The sequence below is a fragment of the Candidatus Dormiibacterota bacterium genome (assembly GCA_035532835.1).
Lineage (GTDB): Bacteria > Vulcanimicrobiota > Vulcanimicrobiia > Vulcanimicrobiales > Vulcanimicrobiaceae > DAHUXY01.
On record DATKQG010000048.1, the window covers coordinates 1 to 17149 of the forward strand.

At 62.1% G+C, this 17149-nt stretch carries 15 protein-coding genes; 7 read left to right on the top strand and 8 right to left on the bottom strand.

Annotated features, from left to right (window positions below):
- Positions 1 to 258: hypothetical protein (locus tag VMW12_06240; GenBank protein ID HUZ49329.1), on the top strand; the 258-nt coding region annotated here is incomplete at its 5' end.
- A gap of 145 nt (positions 259 to 403) precedes the next feature.
- Positions 404 to 1123, top strand: coding sequence for a hypothetical protein (locus VMW12_06245; GenBank protein ID HUZ49330.1), 720 nt, complete (start codon positions 404 to 406; stop codon positions 1121 to 1123).
- A gap of 17 nt (positions 1124 to 1140) precedes the next feature.
- On the opposite strand, the gene VMW12_06250 is transcribed toward VMW12_06245, so the two are convergent.
- From VMW12_06250 to VMW12_06275, 6 genes are all read right to left on the bottom strand, one after another.
- Positions 1141 to 1893 carry a sulfite exporter TauE/SafE family protein gene (locus VMW12_06250; protein HUZ49331.1) on the bottom strand — a complete coding sequence of 251 codons (753 nt, stop codon included), beginning with the start codon at positions 1891 to 1893 and terminating at the stop codon, positions 1141 to 1143.
- Between the two features lie 84 nt (positions 1894 to 1977).
- The gene (locus tag VMW12_06255; protein ID HUZ49332.1) at positions 1978 to 2670 is read right to left on the bottom strand and encodes an ABC transporter ATP-binding protein; all 693 of its coding nucleotides are present in this window, start codon (positions 2668 to 2670) and stop codon (positions 1978 to 1980) included.
- Positions 2671 to 2684: 14 nt separating this feature from the next.
- Complete coding sequence (locus VMW12_06260; GenBank protein ID HUZ49333.1) at positions 2685 to 3962, bottom strand: efflux RND transporter periplasmic adaptor subunit; 1278 nt, start codon at positions 3960 to 3962, stop codon at positions 2685 to 2687.
- Complete coding sequence (locus VMW12_06265; protein HUZ49334.1) at positions 3959 to 6541, bottom strand: ABC transporter permease; 2583 nt, start codon at positions 6539 to 6541, stop codon at positions 3959 to 3961. The genes VMW12_06260 and VMW12_06265 overlap by 4 nt, the downstream gene beginning before the upstream one ends.
- Entirely contained in the window at positions 6538 to 6885 is a 348-nt protein-coding gene (locus tag VMW12_06270; GenBank protein ID HUZ49335.1) for a helix-turn-helix transcriptional regulator, read from the bottom strand. Before VMW12_06270 ends, VMW12_06265 begins: the two co-directional genes overlap by 4 nt.
- 98 nt (positions 6886 to 6983) lie before the next feature.
- Positions 6984 to 7697, bottom strand: coding sequence for a hypothetical protein (locus VMW12_06275; protein ID HUZ49336.1), 714 nt, complete (start codon positions 7695 to 7697; stop codon positions 6984 to 6986).
- A 79-nt stretch (positions 7698 to 7776) separates the two neighbouring features.
- On the opposite strand from VMW12_06275, the gene VMW12_06280 reads away from it, so the two are divergent.
- The 5 genes from VMW12_06280 to VMW12_06300 all read left to right on the top strand — a co-directional run bounded on the left by VMW12_06280 (position 7777) and on the right by VMW12_06300 (position 15283).
- A complete protein-coding gene (locus VMW12_06280; protein ID HUZ49337.1) occupies positions 7777 to 8325 on the top strand; it encodes a hypothetical protein in 549 nt (182 codons plus the stop codon).
- Positions 8326 to 8370: 45 nt separating this feature from the next.
- Complete coding sequence (locus VMW12_06285) at positions 8371 to 10167, top strand: c-type cytochrome (GenBank protein ID HUZ49338.1); 1797 nt, start codon at positions 8371 to 8373, stop codon at positions 10165 to 10167.
- Positions 10168 to 10333: 166 nt separating this feature from the next.
- The gene (locus tag VMW12_06290) at positions 10334 to 13789 is read left to right on the top strand and encodes a TM0106 family RecB-like putative nuclease (protein HUZ49339.1); all 3456 of its coding nucleotides are present in this window, start codon (positions 10334 to 10336) and stop codon (positions 13787 to 13789) included.
- 158 nt (positions 13790 to 13947) lie between these two features.
- Positions 13948 to 14370, top strand: coding sequence for a hypothetical protein (locus VMW12_06295; GenBank protein HUZ49340.1), 423 nt, complete (start codon positions 13948 to 13950; stop codon positions 14368 to 14370).
- A gap of 91 nt (positions 14371 to 14461) precedes the next feature.
- Entirely contained in the window at positions 14462 to 15283 is an 822-nt protein-coding gene (locus tag VMW12_06300) for a PP2C family protein-serine/threonine phosphatase (GenBank protein HUZ49341.1), read from the top strand.
- Here VMW12_06300 and VMW12_06305 read toward each other — a convergent pair.
- Together VMW12_06305 and VMW12_06310 are read right to left on the bottom strand one after the other, a co-directional pair.
- Entirely contained in the window at positions 15280 to 16068 is a 789-nt protein-coding gene (locus tag VMW12_06305) for a GNAT family N-acetyltransferase (GenBank protein HUZ49342.1), read from the bottom strand. The two genes, VMW12_06300 and VMW12_06305, sit on opposite strands and share 4 nt — an antisense overlap.
- Positions 16068 to 17147, bottom strand: a complete 1080-nt coding sequence (locus tag VMW12_06310) for an aldose 1-epimerase family protein (GenBank protein HUZ49343.1) — start codon at positions 17145 to 17147, stop codon at positions 16068 to 16070. Before VMW12_06310 ends, VMW12_06305 begins: the two co-directional genes overlap by 1 nt.
- Positions 17148 to 17149 lie beyond the last annotated feature (2 nt).

The following is a 17149-nucleotide window of genomic DNA, read 5'->3' on the forward strand; positions in this document are numbered from 1 at the left end:
AATATGATGGGCGGGACGATGGGCCAGATGATGGCGTACGGCGACGGCTATCAGACGATGATGGGCAATTCGTCGAATTGGTGGGGCGGCGGCAACGCGGGGACGGCCTTCGTTCCTGCGCTGATGCGGCTCGACGCGATGCAGATATCGATGGCGACGCTTGGCCTGCAATCGAACGCGCAGAACCTCGGCGGAATGTATCGCACGATCATTGCGACGCGTACCTCCGAACTTTCGCGCCTTTCGAAGATGTTGTAACTTCGCTGATCCCTCTGCACCCATACCGATCGTAGCGTACGCGTCAGGTGGGGCCGTTCAAAGAGCGGCCTCACGTTGTTTGCCGCGGTGCCCGGAAGCCGGCAATCCGGGGTCGAACGGGCAACTGTAGAGGGGGCTTATCGCTTTGAGTACTTGGCTTTCGTCGTTCCTATTAGCCGGAATCACGCTGCTGCACGGTCAGCCTGCGGCAGCAACGTGCGCGAGCGATTATGGGATGCTCGTGATCTATCAGGGCACGATTGGCGAACGGCCGGTTCGTGCGACGTTCGCGTTCGATGGCCCAAAAGTTAGCGGGCAAATAAGCGCGGGGCCCGAGTATGCCGACGTTTCGTTGCGCGGGACGCAGCGCAACGGAGTGCTCGCGTTGAATGCGGCAGCGACGGATAGGCCGGCCCTGCGCGGCACGCTGAAAGGCTGCTCGGCGATCAGCGGCACGTGGCTGGACCCGCGTACCGGCCAATCGCACCCCCTTCGCTTGCTGGAAGACGGCGAAATCGGCGGAACGCCGACGCATCGTTACGATGCGGCGGGCGCAACATCGGATCGCATTGTAGATATGAGCGTTCGCGCGTTTCGGCGTGCCGTGATCGCTCAGGACGCCCGCACGGCGTCGAATTTCATTGCGTACCCGCTACGCGTTAATTCCGGTTCGAAATCAAGGATGATCCCAAATCGAGCGACTCTGCTGGCGCAATACGATCGCATCTTCACCCCTGGCGTTCGCGCGGAAGTCGAACGCGCGGTGCCGGCCGATCTGTTTTCGCGCGATCAAGGCGTTATGTTAGGCGGCGGCATCGTGTGGTTCAACGAAAACGGTAAGGCCATCTCCATCAATCAGCCATAAGACCCGCCAGCGATCGGTTAGGCTCGGAAGAACAGCCCCAATGCCGATGCGAGCATGAAAGCGGCGAATATCAGGCGTAGCCCGCGCTCGGGAAGGCGCTTGGCGAGATTGACGCCCTGCGGAACGGAGTAAACGCCGCCGATCGCCAGCGCGATGCCGGTAATCCAATCGACGTCGTGAGCGGCAGCGAACGTCGCGATGCTCACCACCGTTCCCGGAGCGACCAGCGCGAGCCCCATGCCTTGCGCGGCCACTTGACTCAAACCGAAAAACGTGGACATGACCGGTACGGCGAACACCGCGCCGCCGACGCTGAAGATGCCCGAGAGCGAACCGCCGATCGCGCCGACGATTGCGGCAAACGGCCACGGCAGCACGCGCGGTTCGCCTTCGCGTTTTTTGTGCGCGAGCGCGCGATACGCCATTTGCGCGGCGATGGCAAGAATAAACACGCCAAACGCGATGCGTAGCGGTTTGCTGGGGAGCGTCGTTGCGATGCGCGCCGCCACAAATGTGAACGGCACGGCGGTAACGGCCAGCGTGATTGCCAGACGCAGATCCATACCGACCTTGCGGATATAATGCCAGAGGCCAAGCAGCACGTTCGGCACGATCATCACGAGTGCCGTACCCTGCGCCGCCTGTTCGGAATAGCCGAAGAATAGCCCCAGCATCGGAATCGCGATCAATCCACCGCCAATGCCGAGCAGGCCACCCACATAGCCAAGGGCCACGCCCAACACCAGATAGATCCCAACGTGGAGCAACATGGGCGCCATTATACTGCGCCAAGCAGCCTTCGAAGCACGGAACAGTCGCTGCTTCCAGGCCCATGGCGGGGTGAGCCGCCGAGCTTAGAGGCGTGCCTCCGCAAATTCCGGGGCGCCAGCTACGCAGCCGTCGAGTAGCCCGATGGTGCGTTTTGCGTACTTGGCGAAGCGGCGATCGTGCGTGACCATGACGATGGTCGAACCGCTTTCGTGCAGTTCCGCCAGCAATTCCATCACGGCATCGCCGTGAGCGCTATCGAGATTGCCCGTGGGTTCGTCGGCAAGCAGCACCGACGGATTGCCCGCAAGCGCGCGAGCGACGGCGACGCGTTGCTGCTGTCCGCCCGAGAGCTGCGCCGGATAATGGCGTCCGCGATGCGCAATATCGACGCGATGCAGTACTTCGGCCACGCGACGTTTGCGTTCGCTCTTGGTTACGCCGCGGTAGATTAGCGGCAACTCGACGTTTTCTTCAACGCTTAGATCGCCGATGAGGTTGAAGTTTTGAAAGATAAAACCGATCTCACGGTTGCGAATGCCGGCGCGATCGGTGGTTGAGAGCGTTTCAACCGCGTTGCCGTTGAGCATATACGAGCCGCTCGTCGGCGCGTCGAGCAGCCCGATGATCGAGAGGAGGGTCGACTTCCCGCAGCCGGACGGTCCTTCGATCGAAACATAGTCGCCGCGATCGATCGATAGGGTGATGTCGCGCAGAGCCCGTGTCTCCACTTCATCGGTAGAGTAGTTCTTGGAGACGGCGTGAAGTTCTAGGAGCATCGTTTTCCCTTTCGTTAGTGCAAGCGGAGCGTCGAAATGCCGTTGTACGCTGAGGTATCCGAGACGATGACGGCGTCGCCCGCAGCGAGGCCGGAGAGTACTTCGATGCGATCTGCCGAGCCGGGGCCTAGGCGCACGTGCGCGAGCCGCGCGATGTTGCCATGCGGATCGAGGCGATAGAGTTCGGCATCGGTGTTGTCGGCGGCCCCGGCCGGGCGAGCGATGGAGAGCACACCGCGCAATGTTTGCAGATCGATCGTACCATCGACGGTAAGATCGGGGCGTGCCCCGGGCGGAAGTGCTTGGGTGAGCGCCACGTCGACATTGACCGTCCCGTTTTGCGCCGCCGGAGCGATACGCGCAACACGTCCGTTGGCGATGCCGTTTCCGGTGTCGATGCGCGTCGGCATGCCTATCGCCATATCGTGCACCTGGCCTTCGGCGACTTGCAGCACCGCTTTGAGGTGTTGCTGATCGGCAATGCGTGCAAGCTCCGTCCCCGATTCCACCCGGGCTCCGGGATCGACCGCAACCGATTGTACGATGCCGGACGACCGTGCGCGAACGACGAGCGCAGCGACCTCAGCCTGTTTCGCCTGGAGCTGCGCTGCGGCCTGATCGACTTGCGCCTTAGCGGCAGCGATCTGCGCCGCCGATTCGGCCGCTCCGACGCCGATCTGCGAACGTGCCACCCGCACCTGAGCGGCAGATTGCGTCACCTTGATTGCTGCGATCTGATAGGTCTGAGCGGCAACGTACCCGCTATGCAGGAGCGATCGAAGGCTCGTGAGATCGATCGCGTCTACGTCGGCTTGTGCGCGCGCGGTGGCGTATGCCGATTGCTGTGCGAGCGCGGCGGCTTGCGCCTGCGCCTGCGCGCTGCGCAGTTGAGCGCGCGCAACGTCAAGCGCGGATGAGGCACTTACGACCGCAGCATCGAGATCGGGATTGCTCATGCGCGCGATCGGCGTTCCGCCGAATACCGCGGCTCCAGGCTTGACGAATACGGCATCGATAATGCCGGGCTGGACGGCGGCGACGACGTGCACTTCCTGCGGCTGCAGCGTTCCGGCCGCAGAGACCGAACGCTCGAGCGTTCCTCGGCGAACCACGCTCGTGACGAGCGCCGCGCGATCGACGGTGACACCACCATCGCTACGGGCGAGAGAGAACACGGCAAACGCGCACGCAACCACGAGCAGCGCTATCGCGGCGGGGACAAGGACACGTCTGGATAAGCGCCTCCGAGGCGTGCGAGCGACGTCCATACCGCCGATCGCTTGTGGCCTCATTCGTATCGCAACGCTTCGGCGGGTTGCACGCGCGTTGCCCTCATGGCCGGCTGCAACGACGCGAGCGCGGTGCAGAGAAAGACGAGTACGACAACGGTCGCAAAGGTCGCTGGATCGAAGGGGGATATGCTGCCGAGTTGCGAGGCGATCGCGCGCGCGGCTATCGCTGCCAGCACCAGGCCTAACGCTACGCCCGTCGCCGTGGTCACGAACGCGCGACGAAGGACATCAATCACGATATCACGCGCCGTCGCTCCGAGCGCAGTGCGAACGCCGAATTCCCGCACGCGCTGCGTCACCGAGAACGAGACGACGCCGAAGATGCCGGAGAGCGCGAGCAGCAACGCAATAAGCGCGAGCAGACCGAGCAGAATCGCCGCGAAGCGGGCTTGCGCCGTTGCGATCGCAACGAGCTGCGGCATCGTATACGTGGCAGGTGGCTGCACCAACGGCATCGTGCGGGCGAACGCACCCTGCACCTCGCGCCCCGCTACCGCGACATCGACACGCGGTGCGTAGACGACGGAGCTAAGGTACGGCGGTGAGGCCTGCGCTGCCGGCGTATACACCTCTGGTTCGGGCGCGCTCGTAAGGCTGTCGCGCTCGTTCGCGACGACGCCGACGATGGCCGCCCACGCTCCCGCGGAACCCGGACCCTGGAGGCGAATACGCGCCTGCAGCGAGTCGGTTCCCTTCAAGATGCGTGCCACGAAGGCTTGGTTCACTATGGCGACCGGCGCGGAACCCGTCGCGTCGCTAGCGGTGAAGGCCCTTCCGCGCACGAGCGGTATGCCGAGAGCGCGGAAGTACTCGGGACTTACATCGTTGGTCCAGGCGAAGGGCGCGCCTCCGTTCGGATACGTGCGGCCGAACACGTCTATCGAGCCCCCGATCCGCGTATCACCGAGGGGGTAGCTCAATGCCAGCGATGCGGCCTCAACGCCCGGCAACACGCGAAGACGCCGCAACAATGCGCGTTGCATCGTCGCGCGCGCTGCGGGCGAACCGTACTGCTGCGGTACGGCGACGCTCTCCGTGACGACCACGCCTTCCGGACGAATGCCGAGCGGCGTATGCACCAGAGCAACGAAGCCGCGAAGCATCAGGCCGGAGACGATGACGAGCGAGAGCGCGAGCGCGACCTCGAGGACGACGAGCACGGCTCGCATGCGGTGCCTGCGCGATCCGTCGCCGCCGCGGCCCGCGGACTTTAACACCGAATGCAGATCGTTTGCGCGCAGCGAGAGCAGTGGCGAGAGGCCGGCGAGGAAGGTCGCTATGATGACGGCGCCCATCGCGTACAACAGACTCACGGCATCGATCCGCACCGACGATGCGCGCGGCAGGGCGGTGGACATCAGGCCGCTCAGCACGTGGAGCGCGGCGAAAGCAAGGACGATGCCGATAATCGCACCGATAAACGCGAGCACGCCCGTCTCTATGAAGAGTTGCCCTGCGATCGCCCGTGACGACGCCCCAAGCGCGCGACGAATTGCGAGTTCACGATCGCGCGACGACCAGCGCGCCGCAAGCATATTACCGATATTCGCACACGCGATCAGGAGCACGCCGACGACGGCTGCAAAAATGATCCATAGCGACGAAGCGGCACTTCCAAGCACCGTGCCGACAAACGAGACCAGCGAGAAGGTCCAGTGCGCGTCGGTATCGGGATAGAGGCGTTGCAGCCGGTTAGAAATAAGTTTAAACTCGGCGTTGGCGTTGGCAAGCGAAACGCCGGGCGAGAGCCGTGCTACGGCTCCAAGAAAGCGCGCGCCGCGGCTACGCGCGGTGCCCGTTTCCGGCAACGCTTTAAGGAAATCCCCGTGACCGATCGACCCCTGCGATGGGTCGGCAAGCGTTTGATTCCGACGCAAGATGCCAACGATGCGAAATGACTGGCCGTCGAGCGAGAGCGTGCTCCCTAGCGTGCTCGGGCGTAGAGCGAAGTATTTCTGCCATATCTGGTATGAGATGACGATATTATGCACGCCTGGACGGCCGTCGGAGGGTTCGAGCGCCCGGCCGAGTTCCGGCTTAATGCCCAGAATCGTTGAGTATTCGGGCATAACGTCGAGCCCGTAGAGCGAGACGGGGCGCCCGCCGACGAGCAGCGTGCCTTGATCGTCACTGACGGCGGCAATCGCAGCGATGGTGTGCGTCTGCGTGCGCAGATCGGATGCGTCGGTTACCGATATTGCCGGAAACGTGTGGCCGCGCGGGTCGTGCGCCTGCACGATGACCAGGCCCGACGCGTTCGGAAACGGGAGCGGCCGAAGCACGACACCGTTGAGCACGCTGAAGACCGCGACGTTTGCGCCGATTCCCAGCGCGAACGTTAGGATGACGATCGCAACGAAAAGGGGCGCTGCTCGCAATCGACGCAGCGCGTAAGACGCATTACGGAGAAAACCCTCGAAGCGCATGGCGATTCCACCTCTAAGCAGATCGAAGAGCAAAGCGGCCGGATGGGCCCCATCATGGGCGATGTCCGCCAGGATTTGGTCGGCGTAATGCGCGCGAAAGTCGCTCGGATAGGCGTAGAGCGCGGCGCGTGCCAGCACCCCGAGCGCGTTCACGCTCGCGACCCTGCCGGCAGCAGATGAAACGAACGCGCGACGCGAACGAGCGCGTCCAGCCGACGCGCTTCCGCCTGCGCGATGCGCTTGCCAAATGCCGAGAGGCGATATCGACGGCGACGTGGATCTTCCGCATCTTCCGGAAGCTCGACGATCCAGCCGTCGACGAGCAGTTGGCGGATGAGGGGATAGAGCGTGCCGGGCGTCAGGCGCACCGCGCCATCGGTGATCGCTTCAATCGCCTTCGAAATCGCGTAGCCGTGACGGTCTTCTTCCGCGAGACAGAGCAGCACGTAAAACGTTCGCGGGTTAAGCGGAAGCAGCACGTCTATCTCGTTAGGCATCCAGCCTCCCCAAATCGAGCAAGCATCTATCGTTGACCAATATATCGAATATGGATATACTATGTCAAGCTTGCACTTACGTTGAGGTGGGAGCCAGCCTACTTTATGCCGAGTTTTGCGAGTTCGATGACGATGGGGTCTTCACCTGAATTGTAGCCGGAGACATCGGCACGCACGATGTCGCTTGAGTCGACGACGTACAAGTGCGGCAGCGTCACCGTCGCCGCCGGCATGTTCGCAACATTCACGGGCGCAAGTACCGGCGCAGTAAACGATACGCCGCGTGCAGTAGCGTAGGCGGTGCACGCAGATGCACTCGCGCTCGCGCAGTAGGTTCCGATGTCTTTTAATTTCGCGATGGTCGCCGGGTCGATCCCCGATTTTGCCATTTGAGGTAGCAGTTGCAGCAACGCCTTGGGCGGTACGCCTGCTAGGTGAATCGAGTCTTCCGGTACCGATGCGTTCGGATCCACCGGCGGCGGTGCGTCGGTGTTAGGATGCGATTGAACGACGGGAAACGGAATGTGATACTTCGCCACAACGGCGTCGCCGGCGCTCGGGTTATCCAAATAATCGACACCGAGGAAATCGGCCCGGTCCTTGAACCGCGCATAATCCTGAATGACGCGCGGCATCTCGTCCAAACACCCGACGCACCACGAGGCGAAGGCTACGATAACGAGCGGGCGAGAATGAACCGCGATTGGCGCTTTCGTGCCGACCGCCAACTGCACGGGATCGAACGAAGCGCTCGGCGTTGCTGCCAAGAGGGCAAATGCCGCGACGGCGGCGACCACACCATGTCGTACCATAGGGCGAACCGTTGTCACTCGGTGTGCGCGGCTCCTGGCATAGCGGGGGCAGTGCCGCGCGCCGCGAACCTCTCAGGCTGTGAAAGCGCCGCGACTTCCCGTTTGGGCTGTAGCCGCCGTCCCGACCGCACTGGTTGGGCACGGTTTGGCGTATATGCTCGCGGGCCGAACGATGGCCGACGGCCACCACGCGTGGTTCGCACCCACCTTCGAGATCTCGGGGGCCGTACTCATCGCCCTCTGCCTCGCGCTTGCCGGGAGCGCGCTCATGCGTGCCCGGGTGATGGCCCGGGTTGGGGTAGAGCGCTCGCTCACGGCGCTATGGCCGCGCCTCGCCGTCGCGCAGTTCGTGCTGTTCGCCGGCATGGAGCGCGCCGAAGGCACGCACGCAACGCTGCTCGGCTACGCGGTACAGATTGCCGTCGCGCTCGTCGCGGCGGTCGTACTCTCACTCTTCGCCCGGCTCCTCGCACGCTGCATCGATAGCGCGCACGAAGCCGGCCGCTACCTCGAACGGCTCTTCGCGGAAGTCGCTACGATCATTCCCCGTCGGTCCGTGTGGTGCCCCAGCACGCTTGCCGTACAGATCGGCTCCCACCGCTTCGTTCGCCCGCCTCCGCATTCGTAGTCAGCCCTCTCCGTTTTCGACTACGCTTTCCAGGAGGTCCACTAGGTGCATCGTGCCACCAACGCGGGCTTGCGCGCACTCTGCGTTGCAGCCGTCATCTTTTTCGCCGCATTCGCTCGCGCGGATGCCGTGCCGGTTTTTGCCAACGGCCAGGGTGTAACGTGCGAAACGTGTCACACCACATTCCCCGGCATGACGCGCTACGGCATGATGGTGATGATGACGAATTTCCAAATTCTCAATCGCCATCTGCAAGACAAGGCGCTTCCGCTTTCGGCGCGCTTGTATATCACATCGATCCTCGCCAATAAGAATAATCCCGGCTCGACGACCGTCTCGGATCTCTCGCTTCTCGGCGGGGGCTTTCTCGGCCGCAACTTTACGTGGTATACCGAGCAGCACGTGATCGATTCGTCCCAAATCGGGCAGACCGAACAGATGTGGCTCTCGTGGAACGGGCTCTTTCACGGCACCAACTCGCTGCAAGTCGGCAAGTTTCACACGCCGTTTCCGTTCATGCCCGCGCACGCGTGGACGATCGGCAACTACTTGCTCGCAACGCAGACGACCGGGCAAAACGATTTCAACCCGAACGATGCACGCTGGGGCGTCGCTATGAACGGTATGTCGAACGAGTTCATGTACAACCTGTCGTACCTAACGAACAGCGGCCCGACGGGGACGGCTTTCAATTACAACCAAGCCGACAATCAGCGCACGCTGGATGCGAATATCTCCTACGGCGGCATGGTGGTTCCGTGGAGCGTGGGCGCCGTCGCGATGCGCGGCTTCGCGCCTCTGACGTATGCGGGCGGCGGCCTCGCGGGCTCCGACGCGTTCACGCGCGAAGGGCTCTACCTCGGCTACCAAACCAGCAAGTGGCATTATCAAACGATGTACTACCACGGTGTCGATGCGCATCCCGATTTCGCGGAGTACAACGTTCCGCTCAACGGGTTCTTCTTCGAAGCCGAACGCGATCTCGGCTGGCGCAACCACATTCTGCTGCGCTACGACGTGGCATCCAGCGATACGCTGAACCGGCAGTTCGTGCTCGATTATTCGCACAATTTCGAACCGAATTTTGCCGTGATCAGCGAGCTCGCGGCATTCCCGGGGACGCGGCCACAGATTGCGTTCCAGATTGCGTACGCGGGACCGTATCAGTTCGGCAAGCGTTATTTACCGAATCTGCACGTCGTTCCGGTGGACGGAGAGAGCCTCGTCCCGGCGGTGCCGAGCGCGAACAGTGCTACGTCTGCCACGGCGGGCGGATCGTCTGCGAGCGCATCTGCCGCAAGTCCGGCCGCAGCGACGGCAGCGGGCGGCGATGCGAATGCGGGCGAGCAGCTGGTGCAGGCGAACGGTTGCGAAGGCTGCCACGGTGCTACGTTCAAGGGCGGTATCGGGCCCGCGCTGTACGGCGTCGAGCATCGGCTCGCGCCGGGCGCTATCGCGCAAGCCATCTCCGCGCCGAAAGCACCGATGCCGAACTTCGGGTTCACCACAACGCAAATCTCCGACATCGTCGCGTATCTTTCGGGGCTGGACGGCGGCACCGCAAATACGACGCCCGTGGTAACGTTCGATCCGGCAACACCGACGGACATGGCAACGGTACGCGTCACCTTCCCGGGAACGCCTCCGCAACACGTCACGGTAACCCCGATCATGGACATGGGCGGCACAAAAATGCCGACCCGCGAGGTCCCCATGGCGCCAACCCCGGGCAACCCCAACGTCTTCACCGCAAAAATCGTGTTTTCGATGGGCGGCCCGTGGACGGTGCATATCATCTACGACGGAAAGTCGATGGACGTGCCGCTCAATGTGGGGTCATAGCTGCAGGAACTACGATCCGAGCGACGGCAATGCCAGGCGTCTGGCATGGCGAGCCATTATAATCTCTCCATGCCTTCCGTGAACACGTCCGTAGATTCCGTCGATATCAGCTCTGAGGTGCCTCATGCAGCGCGTTGATGGCGGGTTCGTTTATTCTGCCACGGATTTGAATAATTTCGTCGAGTGCCGGCGCTTAACCGAGCTCGAAGCTCTCGTCGCGTTCAAAGTACTTCCCCGCCCGGATGGCGACGACGAGCAGGCGGAGCTGATTCGGGAGAAGGGCCAGGCCCACGAGGATCGCTATCGCGAGCGCTTGCAGCAAGAATACCCCGACGACGTCGTCTGCTTCGGGCGGGCCGAGCCCGGCGCGGAAGCGTACCGCGAGGCGGAACGCCAAACGCTCGAAGCCATGCGCCGGGGCGCGAAGATTATCTATCAGGCAACGTTCTTTGACGGCCAGTTTCTCGGACACGCAGATTTCCTCCAGCGCGTCGAGACCCCGTCCGATCTTGGCAACTGGAGCTACGAAGCGATCGACACGAAGCTGGCGCTCTCCACAAAGCCCTATTTTATCGTCCAGCTTTGCAACTACAGCGAGCACCTCATGCGGCTGCAAGGCCGCATGCCGGACCGCGGCTACATCGTGCTGGGGAACGGTGAGAAGCAAGGATTTCGCCTACACGATTACACCGCATACTACCGCCATCTAAAATCGCGCTTTCTGGCGTTCGTCTCCGATCCCGCACTTGCCGCAGAGGCGGCAGCTCGCGTATACCCTATGAAGTGTAACCATTGCATGGTGTGCCCCTGGAACGAGACGTGCACGGATCAACGCGTCAGCGACGACCACCTAAGCCTGGTAGCGTGGATGCGGCGCGATCAAGTCTCAAAGCTCGAGGATGCCGGCATCACGACGGTCGCAGCGCTCGCGCAAGCCGACCCTAATGTTAGCCCTAAGAGCATGAACTCGGGAACTTTCGCGAAGCTGTGTAAACAAGCGCGCCTGCAAGTGCGCAGTCGCGAGACCGCCGAGCCCGTCTACGAGTTGCTGCCGCACGACCCGCGAACCGGGTTTGGCCTGCTGCCGGAGGCAGCTCCCGGCGATGCCTACTTCGATATGGAAGGCGACCCGCTCTACGAGCCGGGCCGCGGGCTGGAATATCTCTTTGGCTGCTGGCTGCCCGATGATGAAGCAACGTTCACGACATTCTGGGGCTTGGATCGTGCCGCCGAAAAACAGGCGTTCGAGCAATTCGTCGATTTCATCGTTGAGCGCCGGCGGCGCTATCCGGCCATGCACGTCTACCACTATGCGAATTACGAAAAAGCCGCCCTGCGCCGTCTTTCTCAGGAGCACAGCACGCGGGGAGATGAAGTTGATGCTCTCCTTCGTGGCGAGGTGCTCGTCGATCTCTATGCGGTCGTACGGCAGTCGCTGATGATCGGTGAGGATAGTTATAGCATTAAACGCCTGGAGCGCTTTTACGGATTACAACGTTCGACGGAAGTGAAGAAAGGCGACCAGTCGATCGTGATGTTCGAGAATTGGCGCGTTCACCGGGATGCGAACATTCTGCGCGACATCGAAGATTACAACAAGGACGATTGCGAGTCGACATACCTGCTCCATCGATGGCTGCTCGCGCGCCGCGAGGAAGCGATCGCCACGTTAGGCGTTAGCTTTCCCTTTCGGCCGGTAAAATCGCCGCGCGACCGCTGCCACGCAGAGTTCTTCGAAGGCTGTGCGAAGTGCAAGCGTCGAGCGGCGGCCGAACGCGAACAAGCGCGCACGACGGATCTTGAGCGCACGCTACTCCAGGGCATCGCACAGCCTCAGAGCGACGAGGAGTACTATCGCCTAAGCGATGACTGGCGCACGCGATATCTCATGGGGCATCTTCTCTCCTATCATCGTCGCGAAGAAGCACCGGTCTGGTGGGCATATTTCGACCGCTGCGAAAACATCGATACCCTCCAAGACCAAGATAGCGAGGCAATCGGCGGTTTAGAATACTGCTCGGACGCGGCCCCGTACAAGCTCAAACCGGCGGACCGAAATCTCGTGCACACATATCGCTTTCCCGAGCAACGTCACAAGCTGGACCGCGGTTACGTCCACGATCCGCGGCTCCAGGATTCGGCCGGCGAGATTATCGAAATCGACGAAGAGCAGAACATCCTACGCCTGAAACGCTCCGGGAGCGCCGATGACGCCAAGGCCGTCGACGCCCTGATTCCCCGCGGTCCGATCAACACCGATCTCCAGCGCAGCGCACTCACCCGCATCGCCCAGGCCTATCAAGCCGGAACTCTCCAAACGCAGCATCCGGCGACGTTCGATCTTCTTTCATCCCGCGATCCACGCGTCGTCGGACATTCCGTATTACAGCCCGAGGAGGTTTCCGCGCAGAGCGTTTCCGCCGTCGTACAGGCTCTCGACAACAGCTATCTTTTCATCCAAGGCCCTCCCGGCAGCGGCAAGAGTACCACCGGATCGCAAGTGATCTGCGATCTACTTCGCGCCGGCAAACGGGTGGGCGTCCTTAGCACCGGGCACAAAGCCATTCACCATCTACTACATAAAGTTGAAGACTGTATGGCCGAGCGCGGCGGTACGTTCCGCGGCCTCTACAAGCACAGCAATACTAATGCCGGTTCGGCTTTCCAGTCCAGGCTGGAACAGCCGTTCATCGAGTCCATCGACGATGCAGAGGCCTTCGATAGCGGTGACTACGATTTGGCCGGCGGCACCGCTTGGCTTTTCGCCCGCGAAGAGCTCGCGGGAACGTTCGACTACCTATTCATAGACGAAGCAGGGCAGGTTTCGCTCGCCGATGCGATTGCCGTCTCCGCATGTGCGAAGAACGTGGTTCTACTCGGGGATCCATCGCAACTCGCGCAGGTGAGCCTGGGCACACACTCCAGCCACGCGGACGATTCCATCCTGCAACATCTCCTCGCCCAAGCGACGACGGTTCCACCGCACCGTGGTATTTTTCTCGATATCTCCTACCGGATGCACCCGGATATTTGCAGCTTCATTTCAACGGCGATGTACGACGGGCGTCTGCATTCGGGAGCGAAAATGCATTTGCACCGGGTTACGAGCACGGGCTTGAGCGGATCCGGGCTTCGCTACCTGCCAATCGAGCATTTCGGCAATGGCCCCCGTTCCGTGGAAGAAGCAGATCGTATCGTCCGCGAAATCGTGTCCTTGTTGGATGGTACCGTCGTGGATGATGACGGCAAAGAGAGGCCTCTCCGGCAATCCGATATTATCGTGGTCGCTCCGTATAACGCCCAGCGGAAGCTCATAACAAGCAAACTCAAGAGCGCCGGCATCGACGTAGCGGTCGGCACCGTCGATAAGTTCCAAGGCCAGGAAGCAGCGGTGGTTTTCTATTCGATGGCCACGTCGAGCGGCGACGATATTCCGCGCGATATCGAATTCTTATTCGAGCCGAACCGCTTCAACGTGGCGATTTCTCGCGCCCGCGCCATGAGCGTCTTGGTCTGCAGCCCGAAACTTCTCGATCTGTCCTGCCGTTCCGCAGACCAGATGGCCTTGCTCAACGTGGTGTGCGCTTATGTGGAGCACGCGCGAGGCGCAATCGCCGTCTAACGCAAGTCGCTGAGCTAGGGCAGGCGGTCAAACGCATAACCCCGGCAACGTGCGCCCATCGATTGCAAACCAAGCTGCGCTGGTTGCTGCGAGCCCTCGGCTGCGCTTCATAGCCCATAGCCAGGCCTGAGCCGGAACGCGTGCGAACGTGGATGCCAATGCAAAACCAGCCCTCCAAGAGCCTCCATTGGCCCTCAATCCTCGCCGCGCTTCGTGCCTGTAGCGGGGAACTCGTGCGGATGCGCAGCGGCAACGCTGCAGAGCCCGCGGGCGAAGTGCGCAGCCGAGCTGCAGCTCGCGGAACGGAGCTGTGCCTCTTTGCGGGCGTGGAACCGTTGAAGCGCTCGGCGCTCATCGAGCAGCTTGAGACGCTAGCGGATCGGCCCGGGCGGCAATTCATGGCTGCGGCTCGTATGCATGCTGGCGGAAGCTATCATCTCGTCGAACGCGTTGCCGACGAAGACGCCGACGGCGTTCTGCACGCTACCATTGTGGCGCGCAGGTCGACAACCGGATTTGAGCCGGGGCGCGGTAAGGCGCCGCATACGACCGGCCGAAGCAAGCGCATCAAAACCGGATAGGGACGCACGCACCTTAGTCGCGGATAGCAGAGGGGCGCAGCGGTGCGCCGGGAACGTGCGCGGGTGTATGCCACGTAAGCGCCATCGAGCCATGACCACGGCCATCGCGACCGATCCCGGACCCACGTCAGTTGAGAAGTTGGCTGCGCGCGAGCCGGTGCGGGACGACGTACTCACCTCCGAAGATCGGCGTGCGGCGGAAATTCTCGTACGGCATCTTTTTGCGCACGAAGGCCATCACATCGATGGCCTCGAGTATGCGGTGACGTTCCGCCTGGCTGCGGGGCATGTCGGCGGCGATATCGTCGACGTCTACCACTTCGATAATGGGAGCGTCGCTTTCGCGATCGCCGATGTTTCCGGCAAGGGTGCGCAAGCGGCCGTTCATGCTGCCCTGATCAAGTTTGGCTTACGCTGCTACGCCTCCGAGGGGCTTACGCCCGAGCGCACGTTACGCTCGCTCGATCGCGTATTCATCGAGAACAATGCCTTTGAACGCAGCGAGCAATTCGCAAGCGTATTTTTCGCGGTGCTCGACGATCGGCGACGGTCGCTCACGTATGCTTGCGCGGGTCACGAGCCGGTGTTTCTCATCGCACCCGGTAAGAAACCCATCGTACTCGCTCCAACCGCACCGCTCGTCGGCGTTTTCGACGACCAGCACCATCTCTTTCGCCAACGCCAGATTCCGGTCGAACCCGGGACGCTCCTCATCGCAACGACCGACGGCATTACCGAAGCGCGCTCGCCGAAGGGCGATTTTTTCGGCATGGATCGGCTTGCCAAAGTCTTGGCCGGTAATGTGGATGCATCGGTTTCGGATCAGCTCAAAGAGTTGCTCGCAAACACCGAGCGCTTTACTCGCGGTCGTTTCCACGACGACATCGCTGCCTTCGCCGTCCGCGTTCTCTAGATCGCCTCGGGAGGGCCTATCTGCAGCGAATGGCTGTCGCAGAACGGCGAGAAGCCGAGGGATTCGTAAAGCGCGGCTGCCTTAGAGCCGCGTTCAGCAACGATTACTTGTGTCTTCGCGCGCCCGCGCATGCGTGAGAGCACCTCGGTGATGAGCGCGCTCGCAAGGCCGCGGCCACGATGTTCCTCGCTGGTGATGACGCCGGCAAAGCGGGCAACTTCGTCGCGATAGTAGCCTCCGGCGGCGCACAGGAGCGCGCCGTCGTCATCGACGATGCCGTAGTAGGTGCCTCGCCCCGCATCCATCAATGCACGAAAGCTCGATGCACGCCAGCGCGTAAACGTCTTTCCGTACGAATATGCCGCAAGCTCCAGGTCGACGAGCTGTTCCCAGTGGCGATCGCCCGAGAAAGCGATGATTCGCCCCGTCTCGAGGGCGAGATGCTGAGCCGGCAAGCCGTCGCAGGCTGCATACATCACCTGCACGTCAATGCCGTTTAGGCCGATGCTCGTCGCATTTCCGTGTGGTTCGTACCAGGAGAAGACGGTCGGGTACCCTGCGCTGCGCCACGCAAAACATTCACGATAGCGAGCCATCCATGCATCGAGGCTCCCGGCAGTCGGGGCCTCGTCGAGGACGAAGCGGTTGCCGAAATAATATCCCGGATAGCTTCTGGTCGTTTCTACAAGCGCGCCTTCGATACGATGGCGCTCCAGATCGGGCGGAGCATCGGCGAGTTCGGCCGTGAGCGCGAGCGCGCGAGCTTGCTGCCATGATCGGGACATTATCGAAGCATTGCGAGCGTCCGGTCGATCTCCTCCGCACCGCTCAATACCTCGAAGACGATGTCGTACGAACGGCTCTCGCCCGGTTCGAGAAACGGAAGCGTACCGCGTTTGCCGGCCTCGATGCGGCCTTCGATCGTCGGGCAGTTGGCCGGCTCGATGCCCATCACGTACGTATTCACCCCGAGCATTCGCCAGGTAAAGAGCGCGGGCAACTGCGCGATGTCGTACCGAATCACCAGCGCGACTCCGCGCCCATCATCCAGCGCCCGGTTCACCATAACGGCCCGCGCGAAGCCATCCGCGCACGCAACGGGTTCGTGAATGAACACCTGCTCGGCAAACTGCGGATCGGGCTCTCCGCCGTGGTTCCACTCGCTCAGGCCGCGCTCGGCCTGTTCGTCGCGAGGGTGCATCGCTCGCTGCGATATTGCCAGCCGCGCGTCGGCATCTAAGAGCGGGAAACCCATATTGCAGTGATAGAGCAGCATGTGAGGGCGGCGCGTTCCGCCATCGTTGGTGACGACGTCGTGCAAGGCAAGGCGATTCGCGCCGAGCTCCACACGTAACGTGCGCGCGAGCGTCAGGTTTTCGCCGAACATCTGCGCTTCCGAGACGCGTCCCGCAATCTCGAACCTGCATGCATCGCCGTCCCATATCGTCCGCGTTGCGATGTCCTCCGCGGGCAGGTGGTTCACGCGGCCGTGCATTCCGAAACTTCCGTACGCATCGCTGCCCGGCGGACCAAAGCTACTCAAGCCGCACGTCGTAAAGAGACCGCCGAAGAAATTGCGCGCGAAGTCTTCTGCTTCCGGCTGATAGTATTGCGGCGCTGCGAGACCGCCGGGGCCGTGCCACACCAGCGGTATGCCGCGGAACTCCAGCGCGCATACATCCAGCGCGCGATCGGCCACGCTGGTAAGCCGCAGCCCGGCACCGCTGCGCACGTCAAACGCACGTACGCCCCGCGCCCGTCCGTCGCCAAAATCAAACGGACGAATCCCGGCGACTTGCTCGGAACGGCCGGTGCGCTCCGAGAGCTCTAGCGCGGAATATTCGCGGCCAAACAGCCGTGGCAAGC

Coding starts and splice junctions, on each gene's coding strand:
- VMW12_06295 (HUZ49340.1), top strand. CDS start 13,948: ATGCAAAACCAGCCCTCCAAGAGCCTCCATTGGCCCTCAATCCTCGCC.
- VMW12_06300 (HUZ49341.1), top strand. CDS start 14,462: ATGACCACGGCCATCGCGACCGATCCCGGACCCACGTCAGTTGAGAAG.
- VMW12_06275 (HUZ49336.1), bottom strand. CDS start 7,697: ATGGTACGACATGGTGTGGTCGCCGCCGTCGCGGCATTTGCCCTCTTG.
- VMW12_06255 (HUZ49332.1), bottom strand. CDS start 2,670: ATGCTCCTAGAACTTCACGCCGTCTCCAAGAACTACTCTACCGATGAA.
- VMW12_06250 (HUZ49331.1), bottom strand. CDS start 1,893: ATGTTGCTCCACGTTGGGATCTATCTGGTGTTGGGCGTGGCCCTTGGC.
- VMW12_06305 (HUZ49342.1), bottom strand. CDS start 16,068: ATGTCCCGATCATGGCAGCAAGCTCGCGCGCTCGCGCTCACGGCCGAA.
- VMW12_06270 (HUZ49335.1), bottom strand. CDS start 6,885: ATGCCTAACGAGATAGACGTGCTGCTTCCGCTTAACCCGCGAACGTTT.
- VMW12_06260 (HUZ49333.1), bottom strand. CDS start 3,962: ATGAGGCCACAAGCGATCGGCGGTATGGACGTCGCTCGCACGCCTCGG.